At 65.2% G+C, this 15234-nt stretch carries 11 protein-coding genes, 2 rRNA genes and 1 pseudogene; 5 read left to right on the top strand and 9 right to left on the bottom strand.

Going from position 1 to position 15234, the window contains the following annotated elements; translation table 11 throughout:
- Together TFC3_RS37825 and TFC3_RS07020 are read left to right on the top strand one after the other, a co-directional pair.
- Positions 1-717, top strand: a pseudogene (locus TFC3_RS37825) (hypothetical protein); the annotation flags it as partial.
- A gap of 12 nt (positions 718-729) precedes the next feature.
- On the top strand, positions 730-2199 hold the full coding sequence (locus tag TFC3_RS07020) for a cryptochrome/photolyase family protein (RefSeq protein ID WP_067497123.1): 1470 nt from the start codon (positions 730-732) through the stop codon (positions 2197-2199).
- Here the strand turns inward: TFC3_RS07020 and TFC3_RS07015 are convergent.
- The 3 genes from TFC3_RS07015 to ndk form a co-directional block, all read right to left on the bottom strand.
- Positions 2196-2864 (bottom strand): 1-acyl-sn-glycerol-3-phosphate acyltransferase, encoded by a 669-nt coding sequence (locus TFC3_RS07015; protein ID WP_067497121.1) that lies wholly within the window; start codon positions 2862-2864, stop codon positions 2196-2198. The genes TFC3_RS07020 and TFC3_RS07015 overlap by 4 nt on opposite strands.
- 137 nt (positions 2865-3001) lie before the next feature.
- Positions 3002-4588: an alkaline phosphatase gene (locus TFC3_RS07010; protein WP_067497119.1), complete on the bottom strand. Its 1587-nt coding sequence runs from the start codon at positions 4586-4588 to the stop codon at positions 3002-3004.
- A 74-nt stretch (positions 4589-4662) separates the two neighbouring features.
- Positions 4663-5127, bottom strand: a complete 465-nt coding sequence (gene ndk, locus TFC3_RS07005) for a nucleoside-diphosphate kinase (RefSeq protein ID WP_369819582.1) — start codon at positions 5125-5127, stop codon at positions 4663-4665.
- 122 nt (positions 5128-5249) lie between these two features.
- Between ndk and TFC3_RS39130 the strand changes: the two genes are divergently transcribed.
- Together TFC3_RS39130 and TFC3_RS39125 are read left to right on the top strand one after the other, a co-directional pair.
- Complete coding sequence (locus TFC3_RS39130; RefSeq protein ID WP_236718019.1) at positions 5250-5924, top strand: hypothetical protein; 675 nt, start codon at positions 5250-5252, stop codon at positions 5922-5924.
- 110 nt (positions 5925-6034) lie between these two features.
- Positions 6035-6376, top strand: coding sequence for a VOC family protein (locus TFC3_RS39125; protein ID WP_236718018.1), 342 nt, complete (start codon positions 6035-6037; stop codon positions 6374-6376).
- Here the strand turns inward: TFC3_RS39125 and TFC3_RS06995 are convergent.
- The 4 genes from TFC3_RS06995 to TFC3_RS37820 all read right to left on the bottom strand — a co-directional run bounded on the left by TFC3_RS06995 (position 6373) and on the right by TFC3_RS37820 (position 10909).
- Positions 6373-6726 carry a DUF4233 domain-containing protein gene (locus TFC3_RS06995; RefSeq protein WP_067497113.1) on the bottom strand — a complete coding sequence of 118 codons (354 nt, stop codon included), beginning with the start codon at positions 6724-6726 and terminating at the stop codon, positions 6373-6375. The genes TFC3_RS39125 and TFC3_RS06995 overlap by 4 nt on opposite strands.
- Positions 6723-8048 (bottom strand): folylpolyglutamate synthase/dihydrofolate synthase family protein, encoded by a 1326-nt coding sequence (locus TFC3_RS06990; RefSeq protein ID WP_067497107.1) that lies wholly within the window; start codon positions 8046-8048, stop codon positions 6723-6725. Before TFC3_RS06990 ends, TFC3_RS06995 begins: the two co-directional genes overlap by 4 nt.
- Complete coding sequence (locus tag TFC3_RS06985) at positions 8045-10684, bottom strand: valine--tRNA ligase (RefSeq protein ID WP_067497106.1); 2640 nt, start codon at positions 10682-10684, stop codon at positions 8045-8047. The genes TFC3_RS06990 and TFC3_RS06985 overlap by 4 nt, the downstream gene beginning before the upstream one ends.
- Before the next feature lie 66 nt (positions 10685-10750).
- A complete protein-coding gene (locus TFC3_RS37820; RefSeq protein ID WP_161952547.1) occupies positions 10751-10909 on the bottom strand; it encodes a hypothetical protein in 159 nt (52 codons plus the stop codon).
- Between TFC3_RS37820 and TFC3_RS06980 the strand changes: the two genes are divergently transcribed.
- Positions 10908-11531 carry a hypothetical protein gene (locus TFC3_RS06980; protein ID WP_067497102.1) on the top strand — a complete coding sequence of 208 codons (624 nt, stop codon included), beginning with the start codon at positions 10908-10910 and terminating at the stop codon, positions 11529-11531. The two genes, TFC3_RS37820 and TFC3_RS06980, sit on opposite strands and share 2 nt — an antisense overlap.
- 269 nt (positions 11532-11800) lie before the next feature.
- Here TFC3_RS06980 and rrf read toward each other — a convergent pair.
- Together rrf and TFC3_RS06970 are read right to left on the bottom strand one after the other, a co-directional pair.
- Positions 11801-11917, bottom strand: a 5S ribosomal RNA gene (gene rrf / locus TFC3_RS06975).
- Between the two features lie 128 nt (positions 11918-12045).
- Positions 12046-15154, bottom strand: a 23S ribosomal RNA gene (locus TFC3_RS06970).
- Between the last annotated feature and the right edge of the window lie 80 nt (positions 15155-15234).

The following is a 15234-nucleotide window of genomic DNA, read 5'->3' as shown; positions in this document are numbered from 1 at the left end:
GTCCAGCCCCGGCCGGAGCCCCAGCGAAATCAGCAACGCCCCGCACTCCCCCCGCCTGCGCCGAAATACGTCGACCGAGCCCAGCCCAAGACCGCTCCGAAGGCCCCGTCGAAGCCACAGCAGCAACCCAAGCGCAAACGCCGCCGAGGCCGCCGCTTCCTGGCATTCACCCTGCTCAGCGCCCTCTGCTGCTGCGGCGTCCCCGGCTACTACCTCTCCCCGACGGCCGAGCAGTACCCGGTCAGCGCCGCCCTTCCGCAGAGCATCGGCGACCTCGATCTGCGCTCCGACGATGAGGGGCAGAGTGCCGTCGACCGCCTCAGCGAGGATCTGCAGGGCACCGTGACCATCGGCGGTGACCCTTTTGCCGGGGTTTACAGCGACAAGAACGGTAAGGTCGTCAAGATTTTCGGTACGACCGGACTGCGCCTCACCCCGCAGTCCGACGTCGAAGCCGAGCTGGACCATCTGACCGGCGAGTTCGTGATCAAGAACGCGCAGGCCTACGATCTCGGGGTTACCGGCGTGCACACGCGCTGCGGCACCGGGCGCTCCGGTGGTGACACCGTCGTCGTGTGCGCCTGGGCCGATCGCGGCAGCCTGGCGACCACGATCCTCACGCGCCGCTCGGTCAAGGAAAGTGCCGAGCTCACCGGCGATCTACGCGCGGCTGTGCTGAACCCCAAGTTCGACCGCACCTTGGACGGCCTGATCTAGTAGACAGGCCTTATGACCAGGCGCTGGCTGTTCGCCGACCAACTCGGCCCGCACTTTCTTGACGAGCCGGGCCAGCCGGTGCTGCTCATCGAGTCCAAGGGCGTCTTCCGGCGCCGGGTCTTTCACCGGCAGAAGGCGCATCTGGTTCTTTCCGCGCTCCGGCACCGGGCTCAGGAGCTGGCGGATCAAGCCGATTTTGTACGTTCAGAGACCTACGCCGAAGTGATCCGCGCACGCCGGGAACCCCTGAGCGTGTGCCACCCCACCTCGCGAGGCGCCCGGGAACTGGTCGGCAAATTGGACGTCGAGATGCTCGGCCCGCGCGGCTTTGCCACCTCGCCGCAGGACTTCGTGTCGTTTGCCCACGGGCGGCGGGGCCTGAAGATGGAGGACTTCTACCGCGAGGCTCGCCAGCGCCACGGCATTCTCATGGACGGCGCCGAGCCCGCCGGCGGCAAGTGGAACCTCGACGCCGACAACCGGGAGCCGCCTCCGCGCGGGGCGGGACGTCTGGACGTACCGGATCCTCCTGAGATCGTGGAGGATGAGATCGACGCGGCCGTACGTGATGATCTTGATCGCTGGCAGCGGGACGATGGCATTGAGTTCCTCGGCCGGGACGGCCCTCGCCTTTTCCCCGCGACGCGCGTGGAGGCGCTGGCGCGGCTGGAGCATTTCGTGACGCATCGGTTGCCGGCATTCGGGCCTTACGAGGACGCGATGCTCGCCGGTGACCCGCTGATGGCGCACAGCATGCTCAGCGCGCCGCTCAACCTGGGCCTGCTCGATCCGCTGGAGATCGTGGAGCTCGCGGAGGCCGCCTACCGTTCCGGCGAGGCGCCGCTGAACAGCGTGGAAGGCTTTGTCCGGCAGATCATCGGCTGGCGCGACTTCATCTGGCACCTGTACTGGTACTTCGAGCCGGACTACCGCCGCTCGAACGAGCTGCGCGCGCAGAAGGCGTTGCCGAAGTGGTTCGCCGAGCTGGACGCCGGCGCGGTGCAAGCCCGGTGCCTTTCCGACGTGCTGAGCGGCGTGCGGGACCGCGGCTGGGTGCATCACATCCCGCGGCTGATGGTGCTGGGGAACTACGCGTTGCAGCGAGGCTGGAAGCCCGGGGCGATGGCCGACTGGTTCCATCGGGCATTCGTCGACGGCTACGAGTGGGTGATGACCGCGAACGTGGTCGGCATGAGCCAGTACGCCGATGCCGGGCGGATGAGCACCAAGCCGTACGCGGCCGGCGGTGCCTACATCAACCGGATGAGCGACTACTGCGGTGGCTGCCGGTACGACCCGAAGGTGCGCGTGGGCGAGGACGCGTGCCCGTTCACGGCGGGCTACTGGTCCTTCCTGGAGCGCAACGAGTCGAAGCTGGAGGGCAACCACCGCATGCGGCAGCCGATGAACGGGCTACGCCGCCTCGCCGATCTCGAAGCCGTCGTCGAGCAAGAGAAGTCGAGGGGCAGTAAGGCGCCCTAGCCTTCTTTCTTCGGGGAGTACCTGGGGACGTACTCCTGGCCGGTCAGCTTCTGGATCTCGCCCATCACCTCGTCGGTGAGGGCACGCAGCGCGCTGCGGTCGTCGGGGCGCCCGGTGACGTCGATGGGCTCGCCGAACTTGATGGTCACCTTTTCCTTCGTCAGCTTGGGGAAGCGGTGCCCGATCGGCTGGACCTTGTCCGTGCCCAGCATGCCTACCGGGATGATCGGCACGCCGGCTGCGATGGCCAGGCGAGCCACGCCCGTGCGGCCGCGGTAGAGCTTGCCGTCGGGTGAGCGCGTGCCCTCGGGGTAGACGACCACCAGGTCACCGGCCTGGAGCACCGGAACGGCCCCGTCGAAGGCGGCCAGGGCGGCCCGGCCGCCGGCCCGCTCGACCTTGATGGCGCCGAGCCCGTGCATGACGAACTTGGTGATCTTGCCACCGAAGCCGTCGCCCTTGAAGTACTCCTCCTTAGCCCAGAAGGCCAGGTGGCGCGGCACGACGGCGCCCAGGAACAGCTCGTCGGCGACGGACAGATGATTGCCGGCGAAGATCGCGCCACCGGTGACCGGGATGTGCTCGAGGCCCTCGACGTGGGGTCGCCAGCCGAGCTTCATCGTGTTACCGACAGTGAATTTGCCGATCGTGTAGAGCAGCGGCAACGTGTTCCTCCGGCGGGACTTTCGTAGTGGGGGGCGGTAGGACATTATCCGACGCCGCCGGGGAACCTGCCGGTGAGCTTGGCAACCGGGCTCGGCACTGACCGCGCAAGGCGGCAAATGCCGAACCCGGCGGAGCGTTATCGGGGAGCCGGGAGCGTCGTACTCCAGAGTGACACCCCGTCGCGATCGCGTAAATCGACCGACAACGCCTTCGTACGACCGTCGATGCGCACCTCGCCGAAATGCTGGAAACCCTCGGCCGGAGAAGCGTTAGCCACCGGCGGTGTGTGAATGAAAGCGGTGTTCGGGCCAAATGTCCCATCGAGCGCATTGGGCCCGAAAGCACCGGCATGCGCGGGTCCGGAGACGAACTCCCAGAACGGCGTGAAGTCCTGCACCGAGGCCCGAGCCGGGTCGTAGTGATGCGCCGCACTGTAGTGCACGTCGGCCGTCAGGAACACGATGCCGCTCACCCTGGCCCGGTGCGCCGCCTGCAGGACCTGCGCGAACTCCAGCTCGCGCCCCTCCGGCGCCCCCGGCTCGCCCTGCGCGACGCCCTCCTGCCCGCTCGGGGTGTCCGGCACCACGGTGCCCAGCGGCAGATCGTTGGCGATCACCTTCCAGGTGGCCTTCGAGTCCTTGAGCCCCCGGATCAGCCATTCGCGCTGCTCACGGCCGAGCAGACCACGCTTGGGGTCGGCGTAGGTGACGTCGTTGTTGCGGTCCTTGAAGGTGCGCATGTCCAGCACGAACACGTCCAGCAGCGGCCCGTGCGAGATCTTGCGGTAGACCGGCCCGCTGGCCGAGGGAATCGGAACCCATTCGTGGTACGCCCGGTGCGCGCGCCGGGCCAGCACGTCAACCCGCTTCTCGCCGTACCGGGCGTCGTCCAGGATCTCGCCCGGGTACCAGTTGTTCACCACCTCGTGGTCGTCCCACTGGTTGATCTGAGGCACCTCGGCCACGAACGCCTTGTACGCGTCATCGAGCAGGTTGTAGGCATACTGCCCGCGGTACTCCTGCAGTGTCTCGGCAACCTTGGACTTGGCCTCGGTCATCAGGTTCCGCCAGATCCGCCCGTCCGGCAACGTCACCTGCGCGGTCAGGGGCCCATCGGCGTACACCGTGTCACCGCTGTGCAGCAAGAAGTCAGGCCGCCGCCGGCGCATGGATTCGAAGATCTTCAGCCCGCCGTACGCCGGATCGATGCCCCACCCCTGCCCGACCACGTCCCCCGTCCACACGAACGAGACGTCCTGACGCCGGGCAGGAGCGGTGGTGAGCTGCCCCATGATGGGTTGACTGAAGACACCGTCCAGGCTCTCCACGCGTACGGAATAGTAAAGGCGCTCGCCGGATGGAAGGTTGCGCAGCCGCACCTTGCCCGTGAAGTCACCGTCCGGCGTGACCACCGGCCCCCGCAACCGCCGCCCCCCGCGCAGGTCAGGCCGCCGGCTGACCTGCACCCACAGCCGGCCCGGCCGATCCGCCCGCGACCACACAACCGCGGAATCGGCGGTGGCATCGCCGCTCTGCACCCCATGAGTGAGAACGGGCCTCGCGGCATTTCGTCCCGGAATTGTTGAGCCAGCTCGCGGGCCGGCGACGGGCCCACCCAGCGCCGGTCCGGAACCCGTGGCCAGGGCGGACCCACCGGGCAGCGCCCCGAGCACGCCACCCACCAGCCCAGCCTGCAGCAAACTACGTCGATCAATCGAGGTCATACCGCCGGTCTACCGGCCCGACATGAATACCCGGTTGCCTCGGGCGGAACGCTCCGGCGTGGTCTGGCGTTCGCTCAGAGGTTGGGGAACCAGAGGGCAAGCTCGCGCTTCGCGCTGTCCGGGCCGTCGGAGGCGTGCACCAGGTTTTCGCGGTTGGAAAGGGCCAGGTCACCGCGGATGGTGCCGGCGGCGGCTTTGCGACCGTCGGTGGCGCCGATCATCTCGCGGACCACGGAGATCACCTCGTCGCCGGAGAGCACCAGCGCGGCCAGCGGCCCGCTGGTCATGAACTCCTTGAGCGGCGGATAGAAGCCCTTGTCCACGTGCTCGGCGTAGTGCTGGTCGGCCAGCTCGGCGTCCATGGTGCGCACCTCGAGGGCCTCGATCACGAGCCCCTTGCGCTCGAAGCGGCCGAGGATCTCCCCCAGCAGGCCGCGCCGCAGCGCATCGGGCTTGACAAGCACGAGCGAGCGCTCGCCAACAGGGCTGGTGGACACGGCTGAGGCCTCCTGACCAACGCGGCACGCCGGGTTCGGCATTACGAGATGTCAGCCTATCGGTACCGCGTTTTCCGCGTTCGGCAACCACCTTTCCCCGTGGAAGCCAACCGCCCGCCTGCGCACTTTCCACCCGTGGGTGCCGCTACGTAACCTGACGGGTAATGCAGCACGATCCGGTCAGTTCTCGTGACCGGACCACCGGGAGGTCCACTGTGGCGAACCAGAACGGCAGGCCTGTCGCGCCGGCCCGCAAGCTCGTGGCCGGGGTCATCGGCACGATCGCGGCCTTCGTGATGCTGTTCGGTCTAGGCATGTCCAGCTGGGCAATCGTCGCGCTGGGCGCGGCCATGCTCGCGCTGGCCATCGGCATCGGCATAGTCAACGTGGCCAGCCGCGGCGCCCGCGCCTGGGTGTCCGGAAACGCCCAGGTCAGAGCGGTCTCGGAACGCCCCGCCACCTCGATCTACGGACGCGCGGAGCTGCGCATCCTGATCATGGCGCCGGGCCTGCCCAACGAGGAAGTCACCGTCCGGGATCCGCGCGTACCCGTAGCCAAATGGCCCATCGCCGGCGACATCATCCCGATCACCGTGGACGTCGACGACCTGCGCCGGGTCAAAATCGACTGGGACGAGGCCGAGACCCGCGAGGCCACCGTCACCAACGGCCCGCCCACCATGTACGAGGAAGACCTCCCCGACGACGACCTGCTGGGCGGCGAACCGGAACCCCCGCCGTGGGTACCGCCTCAGCATCAGCCCCCGTACCCCAGCACCCCGACCAGCCCCAGCCACCCACCCCGCAACAGCGCCGTCCCTCCCCCTGGACCGACCTGAAAGGCGGCTTCGAACCAGGGGACCGCACCCACCTGGCAGACGATCTCATCACCGCGTACCCCAGTGCCCGTCCCGGCGCGTCAGGGGCGATCCATGGCGTAGGCATCACCGTGCTGGTAACGGATCTTGCACGGTCGATTGCGTTCTACAAGGACATGCTTGGGTTCTACGAGATCGATGCCGGCCCCGGCAGTGCCGTTTTGGCCTCGGGTGACACCCGGCTGGTGCTGCGCGCCGTGCATGATCTGTCGGCCGTCGGGCGGTTGATCTACCTGAACCTCGAGGTCGGCGAGGTGGAGGGGGTTTTCGAGGAGCTCAAGCGCAAAGGTGTGGCTTTTGTCCACGGCCCGCGCCCGGTCAGCCGCGGCGACAAGCTGGAGCTCTGGGCGGCCTCGTTCCACGATCCCGACAATCACAACATCGCGATCACCCAGTGGAAGGCAATTCGCTAACGGCCTTCAATCGTTCGCCGTACGTACAAGGCGTACGCCCACGCGGCTCCGAAGATGAGGCCGAGGGCGCCCAGTGACCAGTGCAGGAAGACGCACGCGAGCAGCAGCGCTTGCAGAACCGTGCCGGCCGGCCAGGCCCACTTGCGCTTCATGCTGCCCGCCAGCAGCGCCGCGAGCACGGCCAGGCCGATCACTGCGCCGATGCCCCAGCCGCTGAGGTGGCCGCCGAAGATGCGGATGGGCTGGATCGCCAGCAGCAGCACGATCGCTTCGAGCGTGAGGGTGCCGGCGCCCAGCCCCCGTACGGCTGCGGCTGGATTTTTCAGTCCGGATCGCCGCGGCTCGGTCATTTCTTCAGCAGCTTCCGCGCGTCGGCCACCGTGACGACCGAGCCCGTGATCAGCACGCCCACGCCGCTCAGCTCACCGTCGGTGTCCTCCTCGGCCAGCACCACGGCTTCCTCGATGGCATCCGGCATGGTCTGGGTGACGGTCACCCGGTCCTCGCCGAAGATGTCCGACGCGATCTGGGCCAGCTCGGTGACCGGCATCGAGCGCGGCGAGCTGTTCTGCGTCACCACCAGCCGGGCCACCAGCGGTTCCATCAGTTCGAGCAGCCCGGACACGTCCTTGTCGCCGAGCACCGCCACGACCGCGACCAGGTGGCGGAACGCGAACTCTTCCTCGAGGGCGTTCACCGTTGCCGCCATGCCGTGCGGGTTGTGGGCGCCGTCCAGCAGGATCGTGGGCGCGCTGCGGACCCGTTCCAGGCGACCCGGAGAGTCAACAGCCGCGAAGCCTTCCCGTACGAGATCCGCCTCGAGCTGTCTGTTGGCACCCGCCCCGAGGAACGCCTCCACGGCAGCTAGCGCGAGCGCCGCGTTCTGGGCTTGATGGGCGCCGAACAGCGGCAGGAAGATCTCGTCGTAGACGCCACCCAGGCCCTGCAGGGTCAGCAGTTGGCCGCCGACTGCCTGGTCGCGCTGGACCACGCCGAACTCGCTGCCTTCGCGCGCCAGCGTCGCCCCCATCTCGGCGGTGCGTTCCAGCAGCGGTCGCATCGCCTCCTCGGTCTGCAGCGCTGTGATCACGGTGGCACCCTTGTGGATGATGCCGGCCTTGGCCCAGGCGATGTCCTCGATCGTGTCGCCGAGCCACTCGGTGTGGTCCAGCCCGATCGGGGTGATCACGCACACCCCCGCCTCGATGACGTTTGTCGCGTCCTCCTCGCCACCCAGGCCCACCTCGACGACCGCGATGTCGACCGGGGCGTCCGCGAACGCCGCGTACGCCATCGCCGTGGTCATGTCGAAGTAGGTAAGCGGCTCGGCCGCGCGCTGGTCGATCAAGTCGGCCAGCGGGGCCACCTCGTCGAAGGTGGCCGCCAGCCGTTCCTCGCTCACCGGCTCGCCGTCGAGGCTGATCCGCTCGCGCACAGTTTCCAGATGCGGGCTCGTGTAGCGCCCGGTGTGCAGCCCGTGCGCCCGCAGCAGGCTGTCGATCATCCGGGCGGTCGAGGTCTTGCCGTTGGTCCCGGTCAAATGAATTGCCGGGTACGCCCGCTGTGGACTGCCCAGCACGTCCATCAGGTCGCGGATCTTCTGCATGTCGAAGGCCATGCGGGTGAACCCGCGCCCGTCGAGCGCGGTCACCACTTCTTCGTAAGTGCTCATGATGCAGGCAACGCTTCCAGAGCCTTCGCAATTCTCGCCAGGTCGGCCTCGGCCGTGGCGAGCCGGTCTTTGATCTTGGCAACCACCTGTTCGGGTGCCTTGCCGACGAACGCCTCGTTGCCAAGCTTGCCGCGGCACTGCGCCGCTTCCTTCTCGGCGGCGACCCGGTCCTTGTCGAGCCGGGCGCGCTCGGCCGCGACGTCGATCGTGCCGCGGGTGTCAAGGTCGACGGTGATGCCCCCGGTGACCGCCAGCGTGGCCGTGGCCGTGAAGTCCGGCGCGGGCGCGTCGAGGCGGGCCAGCGACCGGATCAGCGGCTCGTGGGTGTCGATGCCGACGTTGCCCAGCCCGGTGAGCGCGGCGCTGACCCGCTGGCCGGGGCGCAGGCCCTGGTCGGAGCGGAAGCGCCGGACCTCGGTGACCACCTTCTGCAGGGCGGCGATCTCCTCCTCGGCGGCGTCGTCGATCAGCACCTTGTCGACGGTGGGCCAGGCCGCCCGCGTCAGCGTCTCGCCGCCGGTGAGCACGGTCCACAGCTCCTCCGTGACGAACGGGATGACCGGGTGCAGCAGCCGCAGCAACTGGTCCAGGACGTGCCCGAGCACCCGGCGCGACAGGGCCGCCTCGGGAGTGTCGCCGGAGAGCACGGGCTTGCTCAGCTCCACGTACCAGTCGCAGACGTCGTCCCACGCGAAGTGGTAGAGCACGTCGCAGACCTTCGCGTACTCGTACGCAGCGAACAGCTCGTCCACCTCGCCGATCACGTGCTGCAGCCGCGACAGGATCCACGTGTCGACCGACGACAGCTCGCTCGGCGCCGGCAGGTCACCTTCGACCGTCGCACCGTTCATCAGGGCGAAGCGCGTGGCATTCCAGAGCTTGTTGCAGAAGTTGCGGGAGCCCTGACACCACTCTTCGCTGATCGGTACGTCCGAACCTGGGTTGGCACCGCGAGCAAGCGTGAACCGCGTCGCGTCGGCACCGTAGCGCTCGATCCAGTCCAGCGGGTCCACCACGTTGCCGAACGACTTCGACATCTTCTTGCCGTGCCCGTCGCGCACCATGCCGTGCAGGTTCACCACGTTGAACGGCTGCACCCCGTCCATGGCGTACAGGCCGAACATCATCATCCGGGCGACCCAGAAGAACAGGATGTCGTAGCCGGTGACCAGCACGCTGGTCGGGTAGAACTTGGCCAGCGTGCCGGTCTGCTCGGGCCACCCCATCGTCGAGAACGGCCAGAGGCCCGAGGAGAACCAGGTGTCGAGCACGTCCTCGTCCTGCTGCCAGCCCGCACCGGTGGGCGGCTGCTCGTCGGGTCCGACGCACACGACTTCGCCGTTGGGGCCGTACCAGACCGGGATGCGGTGACCCCACCACAGCTGACGCGAGATGCACCAGTCATGCATGTTGTCGACCCAGGCGAAGTAGCGCTTGGACAGCTCCGCGGGCTCGATCTTGACCCGCCCGTCGCGCACCGCGTCTCCGGCCGCCTTGGCCAGCGGCTGGGTGTTCACGAACCACTGCAGCGAGAGCCGGGGCTCGACCGTGGTCTTGCACCGCGAGCAGTGGCCCACCGAGTGCACATAAGGCCGCTTCTCCGCCACGATGCGACCTTGCTCCCGCAAGGCTGCGACGATCGCCGGGCGGGCTTCGTACCGGTCAAGGCCCTCGAACGGACCCGGCACCGTGACCACCGCACGCTCATCCATGATCGTGAGGCTCGGCAGGTCATGCCGCTGACCGATCTCGAAGTCGTTGGGGTCGTGCGCCGGCGTGACCTTCACCGCACCGGTCCCGAAGCCGGGGTCGACATGCTCGTCAGCCACGATCGGAATGCGCCGCCCGGTCAGCGGCAGCTCGACCTCGGTGCCGATCAGGTGCTTGTACCGCTCGTCATCGGGGTGCACGGCCACCGCGGTGTCACCCAGCATCGTCTCGGCCCGGGTGGTGGCCACCACGATGGCGTTGTCCCCGTCGCCGTAGCGGATGGAGACAAGCTCGCCGTCATCTTCGGTGTGCTCAACCTCGATGTCGCTCAGCGCAGTGAGGCAGCGCGGACACCAGTTGATGATGCGGTTGGCGCGATAGATGAGCCCGTCGTCGTACAGCCGCTTGAAGATGGTCTGAACGGCGCGCGACAACCCCTCGTCCATGGTGAACCGCTCGCGACTCCAGTCAACGGAGTCGCCGAGACGGCGCATCTGCCCGAGGATCGCCCCGCCGGACTCGGCCTTCCATTCCCACACCTTCTCCACGAACGCCTCGCGGCCCAGGTCGTGACGGGAGAGTTTCTGCGCGGCGAGCTGGCGCTCAACCACGTTCTGGGTGGCGATGCCGGCGTGGTCCATGCCCGGGAGCCAGAGGACCTCGAAGCCCTGCATCCGCTTCAGGCGGCTCAGGGTGTCCTGGATCGTGTGGTCCAGCGCGTGCCCGACGTGCAAGGATCCGGTCACGTTGGGCGGCGGGATCACAATGGAAAATGGCGGCTTGTCGCTGGCCGGGTCGGCCGCGAAGTAGCCGGACGATACCCAGTGCTCATACCGCCGCTGCTCTACCTCGCCCGGCTGATACTGGGCAGAAAGGCCACCGGAGGGCCGGCTGTCGGGGGTACGGGTATCGGTCGCTTCGGTCACCCACCAAGTTTACGGAGCCATCAGCGAAGCGCTGCGTCCGGCCGCCCCGCCTGTGGATAACTGTTGTTAGGCTCGCACGATGCCCGACCCGACCGACTCTGTAGCGCCCTCCGCGGCTGCCTCCAGCGGGCCCTCGGCGGCTGCCACTGGTTCGCCCTCGGCGGCTACTTCCGGTGCGCCCTCGCGGGCTACTTCCGGTTCGCCCTCGGGAGCCACCGAGCCCATGGAGATCTCCGCGGAGCCGTTCGCCCTTATCGAGGCCGCGGACGAGGAGCACGAGGAGCAGAAGCCCAGGTCGCGGACCAAGACCATCGTGCTTGCCTCCCTGCTGGCGGTCGCTTTGGCCGGAGCAGGAGCCATCGGGTACGCCGGTTGGCGCATCGCCGCGGAAAAGGACGCGACCCTCACGGCCCCGCAGTCAGTCGGCAATCTCAAGCTGGACACCTCGGAGCAGGGCAAGTCAACCGCGGACTACCTGCAAACGGCACTGTCAGCGGAGGTCGACCTCGACAACGCGGTAGGCGGCGTCTACTCCGACGGCAGCGCCAACGATGTTCTGTTCTTCGGCGGCACAACCCTGATCTGGACGCCGGGAAGCGACCTGGAGACGGCGTTCGAACTCATCTCGGACGACCAGGGCGCAGTGACCGGTCTTCACGACGTCCCGGCCGGCAAACTCGGTGGCACCATGAAGTGCGGAAAAACCAAAACGGACGACGCCGACATGTCAGTGTGCGGCTGGGCCGACCACGGAAGCCTCGCCCTGGCCATGTTCCCTGGCCGACCCGAGCCCGAAGCGGCAACCCTTCTTCAGCAGATCCGCGACGCCTCTCAAACCCGGGGGTAATCCGTTCGCCGGGTCGATTGGCGCGGCTGGCTCGGGCGGGAGGTTGGCCGGCCGTTGTCTTGCCTTTGCGGTTGGGTCCCCAGCTCAAGCAATAAGCCGTGCACGCGAAAATGCCCGGCTCAAGGCAATAGGCCGTGCACGCAGCAATAGGCCGTGCACGCAGAAATGCCCGCTCCGGCAGGAAGCCTGAGCGGGCATTTCTTATCCTTTTCGGTATACACAGAAACGCCCGTTCAGATATGAATCTGAACGGGCGTTTCTGACGTTGAGTCCGGCGGCGTCCTACTCTCCCACACCCTCCCGAGTGCAGTACCATCGGCGCTGGAGGGCTTAGCTTCCGGGTTCGGAATGAGACCGGGCGTTTCCCCTCCGCTATGACCACCGAAACAGCTGTCAGCGAAACCATCACCAGCACCCCCGTCACACCAACATCCCTTACGGGACGTGGTTGGTGGGGGTGGGTGGGTTGTTTGCTGTGAATCACACAGTGGACGCGTTGAGCAAAAAGTTTGGTGTGGTTAAGCCCTCGGCCTATTAGTACCGGTCAACTGAACCAGTTACCTGGCTTACATTTCCGGCCTATCAACCCAGTCGTCTAGCTGGGGGCCTTACCCACTCGAAGGTGGTGGGATACCTCATCTCGAAGCGAGCTTCCCGCTTAGATGCTTTCAGCGGTTATCCCTTCCGAACGTAGCTAACCAGCCGTGCCCCTGGCGGGACAACTGGCACACCAGAGGTTCGTCCGTCCCGGTCCTCTCGTACTAGGGACAGCCCTTCTCAAGTATCCAACGCGCACGGCGGATAGGGACCGAACTGTCTCACGACGTTCTAAACCCAGCTCGCGTACCGCTTTAATGGGCGAACAGCCCAACCCTTGGGACCTGCTACAGCCCCAGGATGCGACGAGCCGACATCGAGGTGCCAAACCATCCCGTCGATATGGACTCTTGGGGAAGATCAGCCTGTTATCCCCGGGGTACCTTTTATCCGTTGAGCGACACCGCTTCCACACGCAAGTGCCGGATCACTAGTCCCGACTTTCGTCCCTGCTCGACCTGTCAGTCTCACAGTCAAGCTCCCTTATGTACTTACACTCAACACCTGATTGCCAACCAGGCTGAGGGAACCTTTGGGCGCCTCCGTTACCCTTTAGGAGGCAACCGCCCCAGTTAAACTACCCACCAGACACTGTCCCTGGACCCGATCAGGGCCCGAAGTTAGATACCCAAATCCAACAGAGTGGTATTTCAAGATTGCCTCCACCCGAACTGGCGTCCGAGCTTCACCGGCTCCCACCTATCCTACACAATTACATTCAGATACCAATGTCAAGCTATAGTAAAGGTCCCGGGGTCTTTCCGTCCTGCCGCGCGTAACGAGCATCTTTACTCGTACTGCAATTTCGCCGGGCCTGTGGTTGAGACAGTGGGGAAGTCGTTACGCCATTCGTGCAGGTCGGAACTTACCCGACAAGGAATTTCGCTACCTTAGGATGGTTATAGTTACCACCGCCGTTTACTGGCGCTTAAGTTCTCCGCCTCGCCCCGAAAGGCTAACAGGTCCCCTTAACGTTCCAGCACCGGGCAGGCGTCAGTCCATATACATCGTCTTACGACTTCGCATGGACCTGTGTTTTTAGTAAACAGTCGCTTCCCCCTGCTCTCTGCGGCCATACCACGCTCCACCCGCACGGGGCTTCACGCGTCCGGCCCCCCTTCTCCCTAAGTTACGGGGGCAATTTGCCGAGTTCCTTAACCACAGTTCGCCCGTCGCCTCGGTATTCTCTACCTGACCACCTGTGTCGGTTTAGGGTACGGGCCGCTCGGAACATCGCTAGAGGCTTTTCTCGGCAGCATAGGATCACTGACTTCACCTGAACGGCTCGGCATCACGTCTCACCCACATGACATGCGGATTTACCTACACATCGGGCTACACGCTTACCCCGGCACAACCACCGGCCGGGATCAGCTACCTTCCTGCGTCACCCCATCACTAAACTACTACCACCCAAGATCCCAGACTCCATACCATAGGTCCGAAAACCGCCGGCACTTCGCGTGGTTAGTACAGGTGGGTTCGTCTTGGGCGCTCCTACGCGGGTACGGGAATATCAACCCGTTATCCATCGACTACGCCTCTCGGCCTCGCCTTAGGCCCCGACTCACCCAGGGCGGATTAGCCTGGCCCTGGAACCCTTGGTCATCCGGCGGAAGGGTTTCTCACCCTTCATTCGCTACTCATGCCTGCATTCTCACTCGTATAGCGTCCACACCTGGGTCACCCCGGCGCTTCACCCGCTATACGACGCTCCCCTACCCATCCACACACCTGGATGAAAACCCGAAAGTTCCCACCGGGCTACCATGTGAATGCCACAGCTTCGGCGGTGTGCTTGAGCCCCGCTACATTGTCGGCGCGGAACCACTTGACCAGTGAGCTATTACGCACTCTTTAAAGGATGGCTGCTTCTAAGCCAACCTCCTGGTTGTCTAAGCGACCCCACATCCTTTTCCACTTAGCACACGCTTAGGGGCCTTAGCTGGTGATCTGGGCTGTTTCCCTCTCGACTACGAAGCTTATCCCCCGCAGTCTCACTGCCGCGCTCTCACTTACCGGCATTCGGAGTTTGGCTGATTTCGGTAAGCTTGTAGGCCCCCTAGACCATCCAGTGCTCTACCTCCGGCAAGAAACACACGACGCTGCACCTAAATGCATTTCGGGGAGAACCAGCTATCACGGAGTTTGATTGGCCTTTCACCCCTAACCACAGGTCATCCCCCAACTTTTCAACGTTGGTGGGTTCGGTCCTCCACGCAGTCTTACCCACGCTTCAACCTGCCCATGGCTAGATCACCCCGCTTCGGGTCTAGAACATGCGACTCAAACGCCCTCTTCAGACTCGCTTTCGCTACGGCTACCCCCCACGGGTTAACCTCGCCACATGCCACTAACTCGCAGGCTCATTCTTCAAAAGGCACGCCATCACCCCGAAAGGCTCTGACGGATTGTAGGCGAACGGTTTCAGGTACTATTTCACTCCCCTCCCGGGGTACTTTTCACCATTCCCTCACGGTACTCGTCCGCTATCGGTCACCAGGAAGTATTCAGCCTTACCAGGTGGTCCTGGCAGATTCACAGCAGATTTCAGGAGTCCGCTGCTACTCGGGATATCTGTAAAGAGGTCACACATTTTCGCCTACCGGGCTCTCACCGTCTACGGCTGGCTTTCCCACACCATTCGACTAACATGCAACTTTATAACTCTTCTCTGCACTGTCAGACACAGAAAACAGATCCCACAACCCCCCACGCGCAACCCCTGACAGGTATCACACACGCAAGGTTTAGGCTACATCCGCTTTCGCTCGCCACTACTCACGGAATCACTAAATTGTTTTCTCTTCCTACGGGTACTGAGATGTTTCACTTCCCCGCGTTCCCCCCTACACCCTATGAATTCAGATGCAGGTGACACGACATGACTCGTGCCAGGTTCCCCCATTCGGACACCCTGGGATCACAGCTAGGTTGACAGCTCCCCCAGGCCTATCGCGGCCTCCCACGTCCTTCATCGGCTCCTGGTGCCAAGGCATCCACCGTTCGCCCTTGACAACTTAACCACAGAAAACAAGATGCTCGCGTCCACTGTGCAATTCTCAACCAACAACCAACCCACAACCCCACGACACCCCACCAAACA

This window comes from Actinoplanes sp. TFC3 (assembly GCF_001553785.1).
In the GTDB taxonomy this organism is placed as follows: Bacteria; Actinomycetota; Actinomycetes; order Mycobacteriales; family Micromonosporaceae; genus Actinoplanes.
Note: the sequence above shows the minus strand (reverse complement) of the source record. Positions and strands in the feature narration are given on the sequence as shown.